Below are 20,010 nucleotides of genomic sequence, written 5' to 3'. Positions count from 1 at the left end.
CCTCCTTATGAGTATTGGATCGAATCTTTCGTAGCAGTTAATTTGCGAATGACCCAAGTAATGACGAGACAGATGACGAGCAGGAAGAATCCAATTGCACTCCCGTAGCCAAAATCATAAGCCCGAAAAGCCTGATGATACATATAAGACGCCATCACTTCACTAGAGCCATTAGGACCTCCATCCGTCATAACAAAGATTAAGTCAAAATACTTCAGAGAACCTACAACGGCTAGAACAATCGTAACTTTGATGACTTCCATTGCGAGTGGAAGCTTAATTTTCCAAGCGATTTGTAAGGCAGAGGCTCCGTCAATCTTTGCTGCCTCTTCCAGAGAGGTCGGGATATTCTTGAGTGCTGCGTAATAGATCAGAATATAGAAACCAGCATATTGCCACAGAATGGGAATAAATAAAGCAAACAAAACTAATGTAGGCTCTGCAAGCCATGCAGGAGGATTAGCAAAACCAATGGAAACTAATAAGCTGTTCACAATTCCGTTCGTCGGATGATAAATTCTTAGCCAAAGCTGCGCAATCGCAACGGACGATAACAGCATCGGAATCAGATATATTTTGCGAAACAAGTTAGCTCCCTTGATCCGGGCGGCTAATACCATAGCAATTGCCAAATAAATAATGAGACTTAGGGTAGAAAACAACGCTAACTGCAGAGAGTGCCAAGCACTATTCCAGAAGGTTTGGTCTGTTAGCAAAGCTTTATAGTTATCAAATCCGATAAAAGTCAGAGCGCCTATACCATTCCATTTATTCAGTCCGTAATAACCCGTTAGAACAATCGGAATATATACAATAGCCAGAATGAGAAGCAAGGCGGGAAATACGTATAACGCGATTATTTTTTTGTTAGACATCACTTTATCCAAAGTGTCCGACTCCTTTCCTTCATAAACCGTTTGAGGAAAGGCTTATCCGGCATCACGCTGCCGGATAAGCTAATTGTCCCCTTCACCTAGTTGTCGAAGCTTTAGTTGCCTTTGGAGATGGCTGCGTCATGCTCCTCAGAATACTTCTCCGGCGTCACCGCTTTGCCAAAAAGAGCCTGGATCATATTCAGATGCGTTTCTGCTGCATTGGCACGCATTTGAACATCTGCGAATAAAGTGATGCTGCTAGCCTTGTTCATTTCGTTAAACAAATCGATGTATAGCTGTGGTAGATCCAGTGTGGCGGTGTCCACCTTCGTAGCTGGAATAACGCCTGCTCCAGTTACGGATTGCTCTCCCCATTTGGATACGAAATACTCGACGAATAATTTTGCTTCTTCTTTTACCTCAGAGTTCTCAGCAACAAATAATCCTACGCCTGGTCCACCTACCCAGCTGTTAATGTCTCCCTTCCCGCCTTCCACTGTCGGGAATTTGAAGAAACCAACACTATTACGGAATTCCAGTGGAATTTCTTCATTAGTTGTGAAATTTGGCAGATCCCATGATCCCATCATGTACATTGCTGCCTTGCCATTTACGAACTCTGATTTTGCCTCTTCATTTGATAAACCGTTGAAACCCTTAACAAATGCATTGCTGTCAACAAGTGATTGAACCTCAGAAGCCGCCTTTACTAATCCTTCATCCATAAATGATCCTGAACCACTGATCGCACCTGCAAGTGCCTGTTGGCCTGCGATCCGATCAGCCAGATACATATACCAAAGCGATCCTGTCCAGCGATCCTTATTACCGAGAGCAATCGGTGCAATGCCCCCTTCAGATAGTGTTTTTACAACTTGCTTAAACTGATCGTAGGTTTGTGGAACCTCAAGATTATATTTTTCAAAAATAGCTTTATTGTAGTAGATAGGTGCGATGTTAAACTCAAGTGGAAGCGCATACGTTTTATCGTTAATAGCATAAGCTTCTGTAGTTCCTGCGACGAACTTGTCTTTTAATTCACCATTCAACAAGTCATCTACAGGAGCGAAGAGATTTCCTTCAACGTAAGGCTGCAAAAAGCCAGCGGCCCAAGTTACCCCAACGTCTGGCAATTCGTTAGAAGCAGACAATACCTTCAGCTTATTTTTGTATTGCTCGTTGTCCAGAACCTCTTGCTTGATCACAACATTGGGATGCTCTGTTTGATATTCTTTAATGATTTGATTAACAATTTTATTTTGCCCGGCAGAAACACCTTCTGGCCATAAATGCATGAAGTTAACGGTGACTTTGTCGCTTCCCCCATTTGCACTACCTTTAGATTCACCTGCATTGTTATCTTTTTGACCACAACCAGCTGTGACAAGAACGAGGCACATCGTTAAGAACAATATTGTCCATTTTTTATTGCGCACGCTTACAACCCCTTTTCTATTGTTGTCTAGCGGCCTTGTAACCGCTTAACTAAATTGTAGCTTGGATCCCATGATGTCGTAAGGTCATAAGGATTGGGACTAATACCACTATTATTGGATTCTTTCCTCCGTGGTCATGACGTTCTGGCGGTATTGCCCTGGACTAACATTTTCGAGTGCACGAAATACCTTCACAAAATATTTGGCCGTTTGATAGCCTACTTGTTCCGCGATTTCAGCAATGGACAGCCGTGTGCTCACCAGTAGTTCTTTGGCTCGTTGTATTCTCCTTCTCGTTACATATTCACTGTAAGTCAATCCCGTCTGCTCTTTGAAAAGGACGCTGAAATAGCTGGCATTCATGTGTAATTGATCCGCTATATCACGCATGGATATCGATTCGTGAAGATGTTCGTCTAAGTATTGGAGTGCCTCACGCACTTGAGTGCTATACACTTTCTCCTGCTGTACCGTTTCCATAAGCTTGGGATCGATCAGCTTCTCCATTCGTTCGATTCGATATATATCCTCCTTGCGTTTCAATGCCAGTTCCACTGCTCGGACCAGCTTCGTTTTGTCGAGTGGCTTCAGTAAATATTCAACCACACCAAACTGCAAGGCTTTCTGTGCATAGTCAAATTCAGGATGGCCGGAGATCACAATAACCACTGGAGGATGAGGCATTTCGTTCAGCTTTTCAACTAATTCTAGCCCTCCAATCTCAGGCATGCGCACATCGGTAATAAGCAGATTAACTTCGTTATTTTGCAGCCATGCCAGTGCTTCAACACCGCTTGCTGCGGTTTCGATGCGATATTGACCGGATGACCAGGCTTCTAATGTTTTACGAACCCCTTCTCTTGTTCTAGGTTCATCATCTACGATAAGTATAGTTTTCACGTGTTTTTCCCCTCTCCAGGTTCATTCGGTATTTCAAAAGAAATGCTAGTTCCATAACCTTCTTCACTTCGTATTTCAAGCCCGTCCGTATTGTCTACGTAACTGAGTTTCAGTCTCCGCTCTATATTAGCAATACCAATCCCAGTCCCTTTGGAAGACCTCATGCTCCCCTTCTCCATGGTGTGATAGATAGACGATATCTTTGCTGCATCCATCCCTGGACCATCGTCAGTTACCGTAACCAATGTATATCCCGGACGACTTGAGGGCCTGACAATTAGCATGACTGTCCCCGGTCCAACCCTTTGCTCTACGCCATGAAGAATCGCATTTTCGACAAGAGGCTGGATTAACAGCTTCGGTAGCGGGACACTTCGGCAAGCTTCATCTGACTCAATCCGCCAGGATAACCTATCGAGCATACGCATCTCCATAATCTTCAAATATCTTTCGGCATGGTCGAGCTCATCGCCGATAGTCACCCATTCATCATCATCAGTTCGATTGATGACATAACGAAAAAGCCCCGACATATCAACCACAATTTGAGCTAATTCCTCCTCACCCTTTTCATCGAGGGCCCAATAGAATGCTTCTAATGTGTTAAATAAGAAATGCGGATTGATTTGAGCCTGAAGTGCCTTTAATTCTGTGCGACTCTGGACGATCTCCTTCTGATAGACGACTTCAATTAGTTCATTCAGAGAGTGAACCATCTGGTTATAAGTATTATTGAGCTCATTGATCTCCATGGTGGTAGAAGTGACTGAAATCGGTTTCAAGGTTCCAAATCGCGAACCGCGCATCACTTTTATCAAATTCAGTATAGGACGTGTAATCATCGTGGATAAAATAAAAGTAAAAATGAGAAACAATAAACTGCCAACAACACCGGATACGATGATCGCTGTACGAAGGACAGATATCCCCTCTGTCGTATAGTCAACTGGAGTGAGGATTACTAGCCTCCAACCTGTTGCCTTGGACTGCTTCTGAATCACAATGTAGTCTTCACCGCCAACCTCAACCTTTTCTCCTCCATGATCCAGTATCTTATTTGCATTAACATTTACGGAAAAATCGGAAGAAATTTGCCGTCCCGCTTCATCAAATAATCTCATTAATTCACGCGTTTCCGCCTGTGAGCTGTCCACCTCATCCGTAAGCTGGAAGTAACTTTTCTCAATTTGAACCATAATATAGCCAGCTTTCGTGAATGAATGATCAATCAGTCTAATATTACGAATCGCGATGACGATATCCGAATTCCGCGGGTCAAGTCCAAACCATACGAGACGTCCTTTGCCCTCGTCCACCCGGCTGATCCATTCTTCTGATACTCGATTGTTCAGGCTGGCGTCATCAACAGAAAGTAATTTCTGATAATCACCTGCATACAGCTCAATGGAACGAATCCCTGTCGCATACGCCTCATATTTACGTACTTCCTGCTGGATGGTTTGACGTTCGGCGAAGCTGATCGGCTTTCCTTCGGCCTCTTGAGCGAGTAATCGCTGAATGGAGGCGTTGGTTGCCACTTGCGCCGTCAACGTGTTAATCTGCCGGATCAGTACATCCAATTTGCCCGTTGCCTGAACTGCAGTCTGTTCAATATGCTTCTCCGCACTATTGCGTAATAGAACCGAAACTTGCCCGTACATAAAAAAACCAACCGTGGCGAGTACGATCACCATGACAAACATAAAACCCAGGAAAATTTGATTACGCAATGTGTTTAACTGTCCAAACCTCGTCAATCTTTACACTCCCCTCCGCCAGATAGACTTGATTCCTCATCAAAAAAGATGACCCTTGAATCTTCAGGAATCATCTACAGCTCTAGTTATTTGTTAATTCAGCCTTTGGATTATATGATATCAGTGATTAGTTTCTGAGCCCATATCCATATCGCGTTTTAATTTATCCAAATCAACCAAAAAAAGCAATATAGAATATATACTCATGCCTACCAGAGTTGCACAAAAAAACCGTACCTCCGCTGACCCGGGTATACCGGAATAGCAGTGTACGGCTTATATTTTTAAATATGGAGGTTCTAATTAAAACTACGGTTGGACACCCACGAACCCTGCAATTTACGCAGCATAATAATTTGTCCAGTATGGTAAGAATCGTGTAGGATAAGGCTCATTACCTCTTCCCCTGGCGCATGACCCGAACCGCCCCAATCATACGCGCCTTCTTCCAGCGCTTCAATGATTTCTCTAAGAGCAGCATGCACGTCTTTCAGGTCTGCAACGGCTTTCGCCCATGCTTCTTCTCCTTCAGCTGTTACAGTAAAGGTATCATCGTTGCTTTCAGCATCGGGTTGTTTGGGCAACCCTTTTAGCTTTCGCAGCAAACGCACCTTATAATAAGTTAGATGGTTAACCGTTTCCCAGATAGAATTGGCCGCCCCCCCCTCTGGCTTCCAGAGAGCCTGTTTGCTATCCACACCTTCCAGCGCATCGCTAAGCGGCGGAGCCCAATCCTCGATATCCATGCAATAATCCCAATTTTGGAGCAAGACCTCACTGATTTTATTTTGCATGTTCAACCTCCTAAAAATTTGTGTAAACATAAACTTCATGGTGTAGCTTCAAAAAGAACTACTTCAAAGCGAACTAATATGTAACGACTTAAACCATAATATAGTGGTTACAAAAGAAATGTAGCATATTTCCAGATTGTATTCAAGTAACTAGCTAAACTTATTTTTAACTGTTACAATGATTTGTAATGAGCGTTGAATCGGAAAGGATGAACAGACCGTGTTGTGGGAGGATTTCATTAACAGTTACTGGCGGGATTGGCGAACAGGAGATAAGAATAAAGACCGGGACAGACTCGATGAAGAAGAGTGGGTTTTTAAATGGCTGAAGGAGTATGCTCTATTAGAAACACAGATGCCGAACACGATAGAAATGGCGCAGCTTAAAAAGCTTCGCTCACTACTATGGAACTGGGTACAGGCCATTGTGCAAGGAAACTCGGTGTATGGAGAAATACTGGAACAGCTCAATGTCTATATGGACAAGGGTCCTGTTATACGGCGAATTGTGTGGAAAAGCGACGAGCAAGCGGAAATAAAGCTATTGCCACTCCATAGTGGCTGGGAGCAGGTAATGGCGGAGATTGCAGCGTCTTTTGCCGAGGCATTACTTGAAAAAGAACCCACAAGATTCCGTATCTGCGAGAATCCCGATTGCCTCTGGGTCTATTACGATGATACACGCAACCGCTCCAAGCGGTACTGCGATGACAAAGCCTGTGGCAACCTTATGAAGGTGCGGCGTTTCCGGGCGCGGAAGAAGGCTGAGTCTGAGGGGGAATAAAGTCTATAGGCTAATAGATCATATTAAAACTCTTATACTTAATATAAGCTTGTTATGTGTATGAAGGATAAACTTGAGGTTATTAGCGCAGTGTGAATTACGTACATTTTTTACTCTCTATGCATCCATTAGAGCCTACGGTTAAGCTGGTAATGGAGGAGGCGAGATCCAACCCACTGTTAAATCCCCCTCGTGATGACTTTCAATAATAATTCCTTTATCCAATTTTACAATCCATGTATCAAATCCAACAGCAATAACATCATTGAAATTGTTTATAATATTTTTTAAATTAGTCTCCACTACCGGAAGATTGAACTCATTCCACACAATAAAATAGTTATCACGCAATAAAATAGACTCTATGTCTTTCAGTTCTTCCGGTGTCTTAAAGGATTTCTTTTGATCAATAGATTCCCAGTCAATCCGCGCCCACTGTGTGAAATTAACTATACTCTCCATCATAGCTACAATCTCGGACGACTTTTCTAAACTATATATTCTTGTGTTGGGACCTAAAGCTTCGATACACTCACTGTACAGAGAACCTGATGGGTTCTCTATTTCCACTCTTTTTTTCAGTTGCTCCATACGAAATAGCCGTGCTTGTTTATCACTCACTTTCTCACAACCTTTAACTCATCCTATTTTTTAGTGAAAAAAACCTGGCCTTCTCTAGATAGTTTTGTGCACGGAGCTTTATGAACTCATGAAATAGCTGCATTTCATACACTTATTCCATATCCAAATGGGATCATCAAGACTTTAATTGTATTCTGTACACTTAAAAACCTAGAAAATGTGCCCAATGAGTAATAAATCACAAAAATAGGTGTACGAAATACAGTTATATCCTTTGGCGGGTTATTTGCAGGATTATAGTTGTACAAAATACAGTTAAAAGCTTCTGCACATCGCTCCCCTTGGCTCTTAACCCCCAACAACACCAATATCCCACCACCCGATCATGATCTCTTCGACAACCTCATTCCCAATCTTCACTTCTTTTGTCGCAACAGATTGCCCACCCACTTTGTGGTAGAAATGAATCGCGGGTTTTCCTGTTACCACCCAAGTCATGAACGAGCTATAATTTTTCTCCAATAAATTCTGTGCTACGCTTCTTATGAGTTGCCTTCCAAGACCCTTTCCTTGCTGTTCCTTAAGCAAATAGAGTGCATATAGCTCCGCATCATAGAGATCTGAGAGATCTGGCCCTCTTCGCGCTCCACCATTTGCAAAACCAATAATCTTCCCAGCCCCATCTTCAGCCACATACATAACCTCGTCTTTATTGGGGTTTTCAAAATTCCGAATCCAGAGCTTCCTTCTTGCTTCCACTGTAATTTTATCGAGAAACTCATCTGATATTAGCCCTCTGTATGTGGTTTTCCAACTCGCAGCGTGGACAAAAGCGATCCCGTCTATATCACTAGCTGTTGCTTCTCTAATCATCAATTTAATTCCCCCTTAGATTTCCGATAAAAGCTTCAGCTAGTCCAACATTGACTAGTGTTCAACCACTTATTCCTCTCAAACAAACTATTGAAATCACTTTTGGCTACCGAATTGATATGTTTTTCTGAGCTGCATAATATTCACATGCCAACTAAAAAGGAGGAGATGTCTTCTACTTCTACTTCTACTTCTACTTCTACTGGAGCTACTTTCATATCTTCTAATAGTTTTCTGAGTATATCTTAGTACCAACATCCTCGCACACTCTCTAGTTTTTTATTCCCCGTCAGCCCATTTAGTACTCTAGCTCAATTTAACCTTGCAGTGCCTTTCGCACGCTTAATATATATTTTGCCTGATCAAGTGGGTTCACGCCCCGGCGGGTGCGCTCAGCAGATACGTCTGGTGGACATTCTTCATAGCCGGCAAAAAAAGAAGTAAACGTGCTGCGCCCCTTCGTGTAGGAGCTTAAGCTGACGGGATAATCGAGCGATGTTGCCAGCGGCAGACGTCCTTCGATGATCATCCGCTCGCCTTGCAGCACGGGAGGCTCGAACGTGCCGCGCATCTGAACGAGGTCGTTCATCACCCGTCCGCCATTCTCCTCAGGAACCACGATGCGAACCTGCAGAATCGGCTCTAGGAGTTTAGTGCCTACCCGAGCGAGTCCGTCCATAATTCCCATCGGAGTCGCCACCGCAAAATCCAGCGGATGGGTATGCCACACATGATGTTGTCCCTCGATCAAGGTCACTTTAAGATCGGTAACCTCCCAGCCATACAAACCCTGTTGTAAGGCTTCTGGTACTCGGCGTGCGGTTTCGCTCTGGTATTGCGGCAGCAGGTCGGAACTCCGCACTACCGAATCGTAGACTAAACCACTGCCCGGAGATCCCGGCTCAATCTGAAAGCGCAGAATCGCCCAGCACGGTTTCGGCATCGTGTAAGCGATAAAACCTTCCCCGGCACGGGCTGGCGTTTCTTTATATATGACAGAAGGCTGACCGAAAGTAACCTTCAGCGCATATCGCTCCTCCAGAACACTGTTCAGAATCTCCAGCTGAATCGGTCCCATTACTTTGATATGCAGCTCCCGCTCATCCTGCAGCCACTGCGCATCCAAAAGCGGATCTTCATCCGCCAGTTCCTGCAGCGCTCCGATAACCTTATGGTCATCCACATCTGGTTCCCAGAATACACGCACCGTTAGCAGCGGCACAGCCAGCTTCGCCTCCTCCGGAATGGCCCCCGGATGGCCGAGCACATCTCCGATGCGCACCCCTGAAAGGCCATAGATAACAGCAATATCTCCGGCTTCAAGCGCTCCGACATCCTCGGTCCGACCACCTTCGACCTTGCGGATCTGGGTCACTTTCCCCTGAATATCCTGCGTATAATTCATCAGCGTATCGCGGTTACGGATCGTCCCTTCATAAAGGCGGACAAACGCCATCCGTCCCATACTTTTATCACGCTGAATATTGTATACGATGCCTGACACCGCCCCCTCCACATTCCCACCAGCGCGCGGAAAATACTCAACCATCGCATCCAGCAAGGCAGTAATCCCAAGCCCCTTGGCGGCGACGCCATAAACCATCGGAAAAAAGCGGCCTGATGAGGCGGCTGTTTTCATATATTTTTTCCATTCAGCCAAATCAATAGTGCTACCTGACATATACTTCTCCAACAGCTCTTCGTCCCGTTCCGCTAACGCCTCTAATAATTCTGTTCGTGCGCTAGCATCAGCTTCGTTCTCCCATAAATCTCTTGCTCCTATGTACCCCTTCTCTTTGCCGATGGGTTGCTGAACTGGAATAATATCACTAGACAAATAATTTCGCGCTTCTGCCAGCACAGCTTCAGGGTTAGCGCCTACGCGATCCATTTTGTTCACAAAAATAAGCGTGGGGATTCCCAGCTTCCGCAGCGCGTTCCAGATCATCTCACTTTGGGCCTGCACACCCTCCACGGCTGAAAGAATAAGCACCGCACAATCCATCACCCGCAAAGACCGCTCAACTTCGGACAGAAAATCGACGTGCCCCGGGGTATCGACCAGATTAATCTGCACACCTTTCCAAGCAAAAGAAGCCAATGCCGCCCGTACGGATATCCCCCGCTGCCGCTCCACATCCATTGAATCCGTCAATGCCGTCCCAGTGTCTACGCTGCCAAGCGCGCGAATGCGACCGCTTTCATACAAAATATGCTCCGTTGTTGTCGTCTTCCCGGCGTCCACATGGGCAAATATCCCCACATTAATCCGTTCTGCTCCCTGCTGCTGAATCATCTATAGTTCCCCTATCATGAGCTAGATTTATCTGAATTTATATTATTTACATCCTTATATCCCATAGTAATATATCCACCCACGTTGTTCCACCCTCCAGTTCAATTGGTTAGATTCAGCTATGCCGGGTATGTAATTACTAATAAGAAATCTAACGCCGAGGAGGAAATTCATCATGACAGATAAACGTTTGCAGGATAAAGTTGCAGTGGTTACAGGTGCTGGTTCCGGTATTGGAAAAGCTACAGCCATAAGGTTTGCCCAACACGGAGCTAAGGTATATATGCTTGACCGCACTCCCGAGGATTCCTATGAAACTAAACGTGAGATTGAATCTATTGGCGGTACAGCAACAGTAATTGAATGCGATGTCTCCAATCCAGGTCTGGTCGAAGAAAGTATTCGTAAGGTTGGGGAGGCGGCCGAGAAGATTGATATTGTTTTTGCCAATGCTGGCATTAATGGTACATGGTCTCCAATCGAAACACTAGAAATCGAAGATTGGGACCAGACACTGGATACCAACCTACGCAGCACCTTTGCCACAGTAAAATATGCCATCCCCCATATGAAAGAAAATGGCGGCAGCATCATTATCACCAGCTCCATTAACGGCAACCGAGTATTCTCGAACATTGGCGCTTCCGCTTACTCATCTTCCAAGGCAGGACAAGTTGCTTTTATGAAAATGGCTGCACTAGAGCTGGCGCAATACGGCATCCGTGTAAATGCAATCTGTCCTGGATCAATCGATACACAAATTGGAGATAATACGTATAAAAGCGATGATCTTCAAAAAGTGAAGATTCCTGTGGAATTTCCGGAAGGTAATCATCCGCTGGAAAATGCACCGGGTAAGCCTGAGCAGGTTGCCAATCTGGTATTATTTCTCGCATCGGATGAATCTTTTCATGTTACGGGAACTGAGATTTATGTAGATGGTGCCGAGTCACTCCTGCGCGGATAAGTTTTTACTCGAATCGTTATAATATTTTAAAATCTATGCAACATTTTGGTCTAATCTACCATCTAAGAGTATGGAGGTGACGCAAATGAAAAAAACATTATTCATAAATAACGCTAAAAAAATGACTATAGCCTGCGGCATTTTGGCAGCGAGTGTGTCTTTTGGGGCATCCGCTTTTGCTTTTTCAGATTTGAAAGGTGATCCTGCGGAAGCAAAAATCAACTCTTTGCATAAAGAGGGGATTATAAACGGAGTAGACAAAGATAAGTTTGCCCCTAAATCTAAGGTAAGCTTTGCGCAAGGGATACAATTCATCGTTGGGGGTCTGAATCTGACTCCGCAACCAGCGGTAGGTAGTAATTCTTCCAAAGCCAGTGATTATTTCGATAAAGTAAACGACAAAGCCTGGTATGCTTCGGCTTTCCTGACTGCCAAGCAAAATGGTCTTTCACTCGACCGGACAGTGGATCCTAACGGAACCATCACCCGTGCTCAGTTCGCTCACTTATTGACGCAAGCGCTGCAAAGTAAAGGTAACTTCCCTGTTACGCTGATGTATGTAGACATTAAGGATGGCGATAAACTCTCTACGGAGGTTATAAATAGTCTCCAGATCCTGCTGAATACACATATTGCCACACTCGATAAGAACGGTAATTTCCGGCCAAATGATGCTATTACCCGCTCTGAAGCAGCCGCTCTCATCTATGATGCAGCAACTTTTGCTAAACGTGTAATTGTATCTAATGGCAGTCCCACTACTCCCACCTACGAAACAGAGGTTACGTTGACCAAAGCGGGTGAAGGCGTAAATAAAGCCACACTTACCGTTAATAATCTGCCTAACCCCGGGTATGGGCTGGTGATTGAGCGAATCGAATTTGGTAAAGACAATACGGCTGTGATTTACTTTAACGTGACTGCTCCTGAACCAGGGAAAATGTACGCGCAGGTGATCACAAAGGCATCTGTTGCCACTTATCTGCCAGATGGATACAAAGCTGTCGCTCAACCTGTAACTGGCTCTGCTTCTTATTCGTCTTCTAGCGCGGCACAATAATATAAATTCAACTTGAAGGTTTTAGAGTTAAGAGTCCGACGCAGCTGCGGTGTATATTTGGACTTCCAGCTGCCGTTTATGACGGCTGAGATACGGAGAAGGGATGCCTCAAAAGCCATCATATGGCTGCTGAAGCATCCCTTGTTTGCTGTTTGTTGTTCCTTCCCCCTTTATCCCAACTCCGAACTCTGATTGATTAAGTAACGCCGCTATCGGACTCAGATGACCTTAACACAGCTGTTTCTTGTCTAGTTCTCTCTGAGTTCTCTCTGAGTTCTTTCAAACTTACAAAATTGACTGCGTTTTGGGTGAACCCGGCATCCCCTTGTTGTGCTTGAGAAAAACAGAAAAACCGCAAAAACCCTTGATTATACAAGGATTTTACAACCCGCTAGTGACCGAATTGCATGCCCGATTCAGGTTCGTGTGGCAGCAATATCGTGGAGGTTCGAGTCCTCTCGACCGCATCATTTACAATCATAGATCTATCAACTGCTTCAAGCGCACTTAACGGATCTTTTTGTTTTATATGTACAAGCACAGGAGTAAGTGAAAATCGGTTTGACAAAATACTGATTTAGATATATTGTGGATACACTAAGTCTATTATTTATCCTAATTATAGATATAATGGATCTATAATATATTTTATCAATCTTGAAGGGATGATTCATAATGGCAGTTCTCCATGCGGAAGATGCTACTTTTGCACAACTCATTCAACCGAAAGGAATAACTGTAGTCAACTTCTGGGCGCCCTGGTGCGGACCGTGCCGGATGTTTGCACCTGTGCTGGAAGAGTTTGAGCGGGAGTCGGATGCTACAATAACTGTAGTGAAGGTCAATGTGGATGACAACCCGGAGACGACTGGAAAATACCACGTGATGAGTATACCGGCCACACTCATATTCAAGGATGGACAACCACGGCAACAAGAGGTGGGGATATTATCCATACATGCCTTGCAGCAGCTCACTGCATCCGAATAATACCTCTGAAAGCGGTGAAGACAGCTTGACTAATAAACCCAGCATTATTGTAGCCTCTCTGGTGGTTGCCAATTTTCTAGCCCAATTAATGCAAACGATGTTAAATACGGCGTTGCCGCGTGTCATGCAGGATCTTGCCATTCATGAGAATCAAGCGCAGTGGCTGATTACGGTGTACTACCTGATGATAGGTATAACTGTTCCTGTTGCTGGATTTTTGATCGGAAAGTTTACTACGAGGGCCTTGTTCATGGCCTCTGTCGGAGCGTTCACAGCAGGAACACTGATTGCCGGGATCGCCTGGAGTTTCCCCCTAGTCCTGACGGGGCGTTTGGTTCAAGGCATCGGTGCGGGTCTGCTGTTCCCTCTGTTTCAGACGACGATACTCAGAGTCTTCCCGAAGGAGAAAATCGGTGCAGCGATGGGAGTAGTCGGTTTGGTTCTGGGGTTGGCTCCTGCACTTGGGCCTACTCTGTCTGGGTTCGTGGTTCAGAATCATTCATGGAGACTGTTGTTTTATGCTGTGGCTCCGCTCGCAGCCGCCAATTTATTCTTAGCGCATTTCACGCTGCGGAACGTGGGAGAGACTCATCAGACCAAGCTCGACACCAGGTCCATTATCTACTCTTCACTCGGATTCGCTGGTATATTATATGGTTTTAGCATTGTCGGGGAAGAAAAGGGAAATCCTGTTGTCGCAGGGATCATCCTTCTGGCCGGATTCCTGATCGTGGCGCTGTTTATTAAAAGACAGCTCAAGCTCACGGCACCTTTGCTCGATTTCAAGCTGTTTCGGCACCGCTCCTTTACCCGTTCTTCTATTGTGGGGGTGATCTTATTTGCGGTGATGGTGGGAGTTGAACTCCTTCTTCCTCTGTATGCACAGACGATAAGAGGCTTAACACCAAGGGAGTCCGGGCTTATGTTGTTGCCAGGTGCACTGCTGATTGGTGTCTCCGGTCTGATCTCAGGCAGACTATATGACCGGTTTGGGGTTAGCCGCGTAACCCAGGGAGGATTTCTGCTCATTCTGATCATGGCAGTGGCTCTTGCCCTCACGTTATCAACAGAGACGTCCTTTAATCTACTGGTTATAATGTATGCCCTGCTTATGTTTGGAGTAGGGGCAGTTATGGCTCCAATTACGGCCTATGCCATGGCAAGTATCCCCAACACCATGGTTGCACATGCTTCTCCAATGACAATCACGCTGCGCTCGCTCAGCGGTTCAATAGGAGGCGCCTTGCTTGTAACGATAATGACTTCTACTGCGAGTGCCAGTTCCTTATCCTTTCCATTGGATATGCTCAAAGGGGTCCACATTGCATTCTGGACGTTGACGGCTCTTGCCGGATTAGGATTATACTTGTCTTTTCATCTGCAAGAAGCGAGAAAGCTTAAACCTGCTAATATTTAATTTCTTAATCTATCCTGTATTACCCGGCAGAATCCTCTGCCGGTTTTTTTGGTGTGGCTTCCGGTGCAGGGGGAAATTCCTGAAGCGCACTTGAGACTCCATGCTTAAAGCATATTTCCCGAAAAAAAGCTGTACTGATTATAATTTTTGCCCCCACTTTTACAGAGGAGGCCCCACCAGGGTCTGACTCATATTTAAGCAGAGGTGGGACGTCTTTGGTAATTCCCCATAGATCGTCTCATAATCCAACTTGTTGTTAGCTATCGGACTCCATCGTCGCTATTGTCTCAAAAAGCACCCAATATGAACCTATTTCTAACGAATAGCTGCACTGGGGTCCGAACTGTGCTCCAATCGCTAAAAACATATGAATAGCGTCATCTGGGTCCTCAGCTAACTCAGGCTCAGAAATGCTGATTACTTGGCAGTGAGGATTATCAAACTACGAGCGATTAGATCATATTTGTGTGCATGTAGCTATTAGACGGTAATGAACATCAAACTTCGAGCGATTAGATCATATTTGAGTGCATGAGGCTATTTGATGGTGATGAACATCAAACTTCGAGCGATTAGATCATATTTACACAGACGCAGCAGCTATCGGACTCAGATGACCTTATACGCAAAAATATGCCACTTTTACGATGCTATCGGACTCCATAGTCGCTATTGGCTCAAAAAGCACCATAAATATGCCTTTTTCTAATGAATAGCTGCACTGGAGTCCGAAATTATGCTCTAATCGCTAAAAACACGCGAATAGCGTCATCTGGGTCCGTAAGGATCAGCGTGTATCAACGGATATGAAAATCCGCTGAAGCAGGTAGCCAAAAACAAAATACAGGTCAGCGATGCTCCAATGTTTGCGTTATGCGAACGCAGCAGATGGGTGTGCAGAAGATAGGTGTGTAGTAGATAGGTGCACAGCAGTTAGGTGCACAGCAGTTAGGTGCACAGCAGTTAGGTGTGCACCAGTTAGGTGCACAGCAGTTAGGTGTGCACCAGTTAGGTATGCAGCAGTTAGGTATGCAGCAGTTAGGTGTGCAGCAGTTAGGTGTGCACCAGTTAGGTGTGCACCAGTTAGGTATGCAGCAGTTAGGTGTGCAACAGATGGGTCTACAGCGGATAGGAATGCAGCTACTATCGGACCCAGTTGACCTTATTCGTTGCATAATCGCACATTTGGACTACTAAAGGACTCCATCGTCGCTATTGGCTCAAAAAGCACCATAGATATGCCTTTTTCTGATGAATAGCTGCACTGGTGGACCTCTGTCAAGAAAGTGGACAGTTACGCAACAGACATTCTAGTCAATTGCTCAGCAAAACGAACTGGAGAAAGATACCCCAGCGCGCCATGCATTCGCTTGCGGTTATAATAAAACTCAATATATTGAAAAAGTGTCTGGTAGGCTTGCTCCTTAGTTTTGAATCGTGGATTACAATAAATGAGCTCCTTTTTCAAAATGCTGTGCCACGACTCGATACAGGCGTTATCATAACAGTTACCTCTGCGGCTCATGCTGGACTCCATGCCATACGCTTTCAACTGCTGCCTGTATTCATGAGAAGTATATTGAGAACCTCTATCGGAGTGATGTAATAGACCCTTTTCCGGTTGTTTAGCTTCGTAAGCATCTTGTAAGGCGCCCGAAATTAAGCTAGTTTCCATATGGTTCTCCAAGCGCCACCCCACGATTTCGCGCGTGCAAAGGTCCATTACACTAGCCAGGTACAAGCGCCCTCCCCGGCAAGGAATGTACGTAATGTCGGTAACCCATACTGAATTGGGTTTGAGTATTTTAAATTGCTGGTTCAGCGTATTCGGGGCAATCGGATGGTCATGATTGGAGTCAGTGGTCTGTACGCGATACGTTTTGGAGACAATGGAGCGAAGCTTCATATGTCGCATGTACACACTCACCGTGCGTTCGGTAACGGTATAACCTTCTTGATGTAACAGGCGGGTGATCTTCGGACTCCCATACCGCTTTTGATGGTCTGCAAAATGATACTGAATTCGCTTCATTATCGCAGCCTTACGAAGCATATGCGTACTGGTTTTTTCTGTCCGCCACTTGTAGTACCCGCTCCGTGACACATGTAGGGTCATGCACATCTTCTCCAAGAGAAACTCGGAGCGATGTTTTTCAATAAACTGGAATCTCAGTTCCTTGGTTTGCTGAAGATGTGCACTGCTTTTTTTACGATCGCTAATTCCTCTTCCACATCAGCAATCTTGTTATCTTTTTCTTGAAGTTGTCGGCTCATTTCTTTCAACTGTGCCTCGAGTTCCCGTACTCGATCCACGCTAGCTGCCGGTTCATTCTTTAGTTCTCGATACTGGCTCATCCATTGATGCAGGGTACTTTTTGGGATGTTGAGCTCTTCCGCCAAGTCGCCCACTGTCTTTGTTTGCTCTTGAATGAACTGCACTGTCTGTTTTTTAAATTCTTCGTTATACCGTTGTCGATGTTCTCCCATGTGAACACACCTCCGTGGACTCATTATCGCCAGTCTGTTAACTACTGTCCACTTTTTATTCTAGCTTCATGGAGTCCGAAACTGTACTCTAATCGCTAAAAAAACGCGAATAGCGTCATCTAGGTCCGTAAGGATCAGCGTATGCCAACGGATGTGAATAATCAGTTGAAGCAGGCAAACAGCGTCCATAATAGCGCCATCTGAGTCCGTAAGCTAAGGCGTCCATATTAGCGTCATCTGAGTCCGTAAGCTAAGGCGTCCATTGATCATGAATAATGCCGACTAATGCATGGTCTTCTCCGATCTTCTCAAAAACTAGACGCAGGCTGCGCCAATCCATTCCCTCGACAGAAGGATCGATACCAGCAATATGATATTCAACGAAATCATATTGCTCCTTTGGATACACTTCGTTTAAGTTGTTGATTGTCGTCCCTTGTCCAAGCCCCTTGTTCACAGCAATTTCGGCCTTCTGAATGAAGTCCGCATCGTAGACAAACCGCTTGTAGTAATCTGCGAATGTAAGCTCGATTAAATCACCGGAGCCAGCAAATGTTCGCCAGACTCTTTTGGTAGAGTCATTCATTAATCCTTCTACTTCCTCCTGGGTGAATACAAGATCATTTTTTGTATCCACGTATGCATATGGAGAGAAGCGTAGCCCTTTATCCCGATGTACCCACGCCGCTAATTGCTTCATATCCTTATTCTTAATGGAGTTCATTACCGTAGACGCCGCTTCCTCAACTAATGGCGGCAATCCCTCTAGATCCTGCGGCTGCCCCGTACTTGATGTCTTCGTCTCCTGTGGTAGTTCCGTCTCCTGTGGTGGTTGTGTAGTAGCCGCTGGCTGTGCAGTTTGTGTGTGCTCTGGTGTCTGCTTTGGCGTCTGCACTGGTGCCTGCTCTTGTGACTGCTCAGGCGTCTGCTTCGGCTCCGTTCCCGCTTCTGGCGTTCCACTGCAGGCTGTAAGCCATAACATAGCTGCTATAAGCGCCAGCCCACCGATTTTTTTTGCGAAGTACATAAGATCCCTCCTTAGCTTTGATTCTTCACTCTTTAGACTGATTTGAACAAATGAAGGTTGCAAGCTTATACTAAAACTATCAATCATACAACTCTTATGAGAGGGCGGGGTTACTATTCATTTAACAGAAAAACTTAAAAGCCTTCCCCTAACTCCCGGCGTTTATCTCATGAAGGATAATCTCGGTCATATTATATATGTTGGCAAGGCAAAACAGTTAAAACGGAGAGTCCAATCCTATTTTCAAAACTCAAAATCTCATTCCCCAAAGGTTAAACAGCTTGTAAGAAATATTAAAGATCTGGAAATCATCCTTACGGATACCGAATTTGAAGCCTTTATGCTGGAATGCAAATTAATTAAAGAGATCAAACCCATGTACAATAAAAAAATGAAAAATCCGCAGGCTTATACCTATATCGTAATAGGAGCGGATGAAAAAATACGTTCGTTAGAGATTACCTATGATCCTGCGGTCAAAGAAGGCACTCAGGTTTTTGGTCCCTATACAAGCAGAAGCACCGTGGAACGGGCCGTGCAAGGCATTAAAGAAAGTTCAAGAATCCTTTGCAGTAACCCTAGCTTTAAAAATTCCCTATGCCTAAACCATTCGCTTGGCCTATGCATAGGGATGTGTGCAGGCGGAGATGCCGCTGTTCAATATAATAAAATTATTGATCGAGTCATTGGCTTACTAAACGGCTCAGATTCCAGTATCCTTGAGGAAATGGAGCAACGGATGGCAGTGGCCGCGGAGCACTATGACTTCGAAACCGCCGCCAAATACAGGGACTATATTGGAGCTGTCAGCTTCCTGATTCACAAAGAGAAGGTCATCGAATTCGCACAGGAGAATCAGAATATCGCAGTTCTTGAGGCCATGAATGAACAGACGCTTAAACTTATTCTGCTCAAGGGCAACCGTATCCTGTCCCATACCAAGCTACAATATGATCAACCGGATATCACCCACCTGCAAGCGGCAATAAAGTCAGCGATTATGAACACCTTTCAGAGTGAAACCAATCAGACCTCGGCAGCGATCGGGCGCCATGAGATTGACGAAGCACAAATAATATACAGCTATTTAAAAAGCAGCTCCTGCAGCTACATCATCATTCAAGAGGATTGGCTTGCAGCTGAGCAACGTTCCAATATGGATGCTTCGGTAAATGAGCTGTTGCAGATTTTTTTAAATGCGCTTCCCTCTCATTCCTATAATTAAAAGGTACGGGTTGTAACTGCGGTGAATGTTTGGACTTCCGGCGGATTATAGTAAACGGCGGCCTGCCTTTGCAGGCTGCATTTTTCGGTTTCGCTTCAACAATTTTTTATAGCGTTTCTGAGTGTATAACACCTCGCCCGCCTCCATTACCGTTTCCTTCGCCTCATTAACAACCAGCTTAGTTTCCTCCACACATTCCTTCATACGATTGATCTCCGATTTAAATCCCTCAGATCTGTCCTTCGCTTGCTCCAACGTGACCTGAATATTTCCCTTCATCTCATCTATAGGTTCTTTCAATCCCTCTACCGATTGCTTAACTCCATCAAGGGATTGCTTTAGGCCATTCACACTATTTTTTAATTCTTTCAATGGATTTCCCACATCTATCTCCTCCTAGTAATAAGCCATTAGTTCAACTGTTACTCTAAACTTACCCAAAGAGTGCACGTCCTTCACTCCTATAATGACAAAAAGGGTTGCAGCTGAAAATAATCAACAAGAAGCCAGTCCCCAATAATAGGAGACTGGCTTCTTGTT

19 protein-coding genes are annotated in these 20,010 nt (G+C 44.9%); 6 read left to right on the top strand and 13 right to left on the bottom strand.

The window, feature by feature from the left end; all coding sequences use genetic code 11:
• Positions 1–5 precede the first annotated feature (5 nt).
• From NSS82_RS06590 to NSS82_RS06570, 5 genes are all read right to left on the bottom strand, one after another.
• Positions 6–887, bottom strand: coding sequence for a carbohydrate ABC transporter permease (locus NSS82_RS06590; protein WP_036686803.1), 882 nt, complete (start codon positions 885–887; stop codon positions 6–8).
• Between the two features lie 101 nt (positions 888–988).
• A complete protein-coding gene (locus NSS82_RS06585; protein ID WP_076100035.1) occupies positions 989–2,311 on the bottom strand; it encodes an extracellular solute-binding protein in 1,323 nt (440 codons plus the stop codon).
• Between the two features lie 111 nt (positions 2,312–2,422).
• Positions 2,423–3,211, bottom strand: coding sequence for a response regulator transcription factor (locus tag NSS82_RS06580; protein ID WP_036686801.1), 789 nt, complete (start codon positions 3,209–3,211; stop codon positions 2,423–2,425).
• Positions 3,208–4,914, bottom strand: coding sequence for a cache domain-containing sensor histidine kinase (locus NSS82_RS06575; RefSeq protein WP_370510724.1), 1,707 nt, complete (start codon positions 4,912–4,914; stop codon positions 3,208–3,210). The genes NSS82_RS06580 and NSS82_RS06575 overlap by 4 nt, the downstream gene beginning before the upstream one ends.
• A 353-nt stretch (positions 4,915–5,267) precedes the next feature.
• Positions 5,268–5,762: a DinB family protein gene (locus tag NSS82_RS06570; RefSeq protein WP_036686798.1), complete on the bottom strand. Its 495-nt coding sequence runs from the start codon at positions 5,760–5,762 to the stop codon at positions 5,268–5,270.
• 220 nt (positions 5,763–5,982) lie between these two features.
• On the opposite strand from NSS82_RS06570, the gene NSS82_RS06565 reads away from it, so the two are divergent.
• On the top strand, positions 5,983–6,546 hold the full coding sequence (locus NSS82_RS06565; protein ID WP_038569066.1) for a CGNR zinc finger domain-containing protein: 564 nt from the start codon (positions 5,983–5,985) through the stop codon (positions 6,544–6,546).
• A 141-nt stretch (positions 6,547–6,687) separates the two neighbouring features.
• Here NSS82_RS06565 and NSS82_RS06560 read toward each other — a convergent pair whose 3' ends face one another.
• The 3 genes from NSS82_RS06560 to NSS82_RS06550 form a co-directional block, all read right to left on the bottom strand.
• Positions 6,688–7,167 (bottom strand): CDI toxin immunity protein, encoded by a 480-nt coding sequence (locus NSS82_RS06560; RefSeq protein ID WP_076273579.1) that lies wholly within the window; start codon positions 7,165–7,167, stop codon positions 6,688–6,690.
• A gap of 309 nt (positions 7,168–7,476) precedes the next feature.
• Positions 7,477–8,001: a GNAT family N-acetyltransferase gene (locus NSS82_RS06555; protein WP_076273580.1), complete on the bottom strand. Its 525-nt coding sequence runs from the start codon at positions 7,999–8,001 to the stop codon at positions 7,477–7,479.
• A gap of 316 nt (positions 8,002–8,317) precedes the next feature.
• Entirely contained in the window at positions 8,318–10,297 is a 1,980-nt protein-coding gene (locus tag NSS82_RS06550; RefSeq protein WP_076273581.1) for a GTP-binding protein, read from the bottom strand.
• A gap of 175 nt (positions 10,298–10,472) precedes the next feature.
• Here NSS82_RS06550 and NSS82_RS06545 point away from each other — a divergent pair, with 175 nt between their 5' ends.
• From NSS82_RS06545 to NSS82_RS06530, 4 genes are all read left to right on the top strand, one after another.
• Positions 10,473–11,264, top strand: coding sequence for an SDR family oxidoreductase (locus tag NSS82_RS06545; RefSeq protein ID WP_036686790.1), 792 nt, complete (start codon positions 10,473–10,475; stop codon positions 11,262–11,264).
• Positions 11,265–11,349: 85 nt separating this feature from the next.
• Positions 11,350–12,324 carry an S-layer homology domain-containing protein gene (locus tag NSS82_RS06540; RefSeq protein WP_076104671.1) on the top strand — a complete coding sequence of 325 codons (975 nt, stop codon included), beginning with the start codon at positions 11,350–11,352 and terminating at the stop codon, positions 12,322–12,324.
• Positions 12,325–12,999: 675 nt separating this feature from the next.
• Entirely contained in the window at positions 13,000–13,314 is a 315-nt protein-coding gene (gene trxA, locus NSS82_RS06535) for a thioredoxin (RefSeq protein ID WP_038569055.1), read from the top strand.
• Positions 13,283–14,731 carry a DHA2 family efflux MFS transporter permease subunit gene (locus NSS82_RS06530; RefSeq protein WP_081386716.1) on the top strand — a complete coding sequence of 483 codons (1,449 nt, stop codon included), beginning with the start codon at positions 13,283–13,285 and terminating at the stop codon, positions 14,729–14,731. The genes trxA and NSS82_RS06530 overlap by 32 nt, the downstream gene beginning before the upstream one ends.
• An 871-nt stretch (positions 14,732–15,602) precedes the next feature.
• Here the strand turns inward: NSS82_RS06530 and NSS82_RS32655 are convergent.
• From NSS82_RS32655 to NSS82_RS06510, 4 genes are all read right to left on the bottom strand, one after another.
• Positions 15,603–15,878: a pentapeptide repeat-containing protein gene (locus tag NSS82_RS32655; RefSeq protein WP_256717628.1), complete on the bottom strand. Its 276-nt coding sequence runs from the start codon at positions 15,876–15,878 to the stop codon at positions 15,603–15,605.
• 147 nt (positions 15,879–16,025) lie between these two features.
• Positions 16,026–16,889 (bottom strand): IS3 family transposase, encoded by an 864-nt coding sequence (locus NSS82_RS06520; RefSeq protein WP_235219498.1) that lies wholly within the window; start codon positions 16,887–16,889, stop codon positions 16,026–16,028.
• A gap of 11 nt (positions 16,890–16,900) precedes the next feature.
• Complete coding sequence (locus NSS82_RS06515) at positions 16,901–17,218, bottom strand: transposase (RefSeq protein ID WP_036683594.1); 318 nt, start codon at positions 17,216–17,218, stop codon at positions 16,901–16,903.
• Positions 17,219–17,468: 250 nt separating this feature from the next.
• On the bottom strand, positions 17,469–18,245 hold the full coding sequence (locus tag NSS82_RS06510) for a hypothetical protein (RefSeq protein WP_036686786.1): 777 nt from the start codon (positions 18,243–18,245) through the stop codon (positions 17,469–17,471).
• 169 nt (positions 18,246–18,414) lie between these two features.
• On the opposite strand from NSS82_RS06510, the gene NSS82_RS06505 reads away from it, so the two are divergent.
• On the top strand, positions 18,415–19,470 hold the full coding sequence (locus NSS82_RS06505) for a GIY-YIG nuclease family protein (protein ID WP_051491480.1): 1,056 nt from the start codon (positions 18,415–18,417) through the stop codon (positions 19,468–19,470).
• A gap of 45 nt (positions 19,471–19,515) precedes the next feature.
• On the opposite strand, the gene NSS82_RS06500 is transcribed toward NSS82_RS06505, so the two are convergent.
• Positions 19,516–19,854, bottom strand: a complete 339-nt coding sequence (locus tag NSS82_RS06500) for a hypothetical protein (protein WP_076104672.1) — start codon at positions 19,852–19,854, stop codon at positions 19,516–19,518.
• Positions 19,855–20,010 lie beyond the last annotated feature (156 nt).

Source organism: Paenibacillus sp. FSL H7-0735 (assembly GCF_038008505.1).
GTDB lineage: Bacteria > Bacillota > Bacilli > Paenibacillales > Paenibacillaceae > Paenibacillus_AQ > Paenibacillus_AQ odorifer.
Note: the sequence above shows the minus strand (reverse complement) of the source record. Positions and strands in the feature narration are given on the sequence as shown.

What these genes read in the sequence shown, in the direction of transcription:
- NSS82_RS06575 (WP_370510724.1), bottom strand. Translation starts at nt 4,914, where the DNA reads ATGTTTGTCATGGTGATCGTACTCGCCACGGTTGGTTTTTTTATGTAC.
- NSS82_RS06570 (WP_036686798.1), bottom strand. Translation starts at nt 5,762, where the DNA reads ATGCAAAATAAAATCAGTGAGGTCTTGCTCCAAAATTGGGATTATTGC.
- NSS82_RS06555 (WP_076273580.1), bottom strand. Translation starts at nt 8,001, where the DNA reads ATGATTAGAGAAGCAACAGCTAGTGATATAGACGGGATCGCTTTTGTC.
- NSS82_RS06550 (WP_076273581.1), bottom strand. Translation starts at nt 10,297, where the DNA reads ATGATTCAGCAGCAGGGAGCAGAACGGATTAATGTGGGGATATTTGCC.
- NSS82_RS06545 (WP_036686790.1), top strand. Translation starts at nt 10,473, where the DNA reads ATGACAGATAAACGTTTGCAGGATAAAGTTGCAGTGGTTACAGGTGCT.
- NSS82_RS06540 (WP_076104671.1), top strand. Translation starts at nt 11,350, where the DNA reads ATGAAAAAAACATTATTCATAAATAACGCTAAAAAAATGACTATAGCC.
- trxA (WP_038569055.1), top strand. Translation starts at nt 13,000, where the DNA reads ATGGCAGTTCTCCATGCGGAAGATGCTACTTTTGCACAACTCATTCAA.
- NSS82_RS06530 (WP_081386716.1), top strand. Translation starts at nt 13,283, where the DNA reads ATGCCTTGCAGCAGCTCACTGCATCCGAATAATACCTCTGAAAGCGGT.
- NSS82_RS06515 (WP_036683594.1), bottom strand. Translation starts at nt 17,218, where the DNA reads ATGGGAGAACATCGACAACGGTATAACGAAGAATTTAAAAAACAGACA.
- NSS82_RS06510 (WP_036686786.1), bottom strand. Translation starts at nt 18,245, where the DNA reads ATGTACTTCGCAAAAAAAATCGGTGGGCTGGCGCTTATAGCAGCTATG.
- NSS82_RS06505 (WP_051491480.1), top strand. Translation starts at nt 18,415, where the DNA reads ATGAAGGATAATCTCGGTCATATTATATATGTTGGCAAGGCAAAACAG.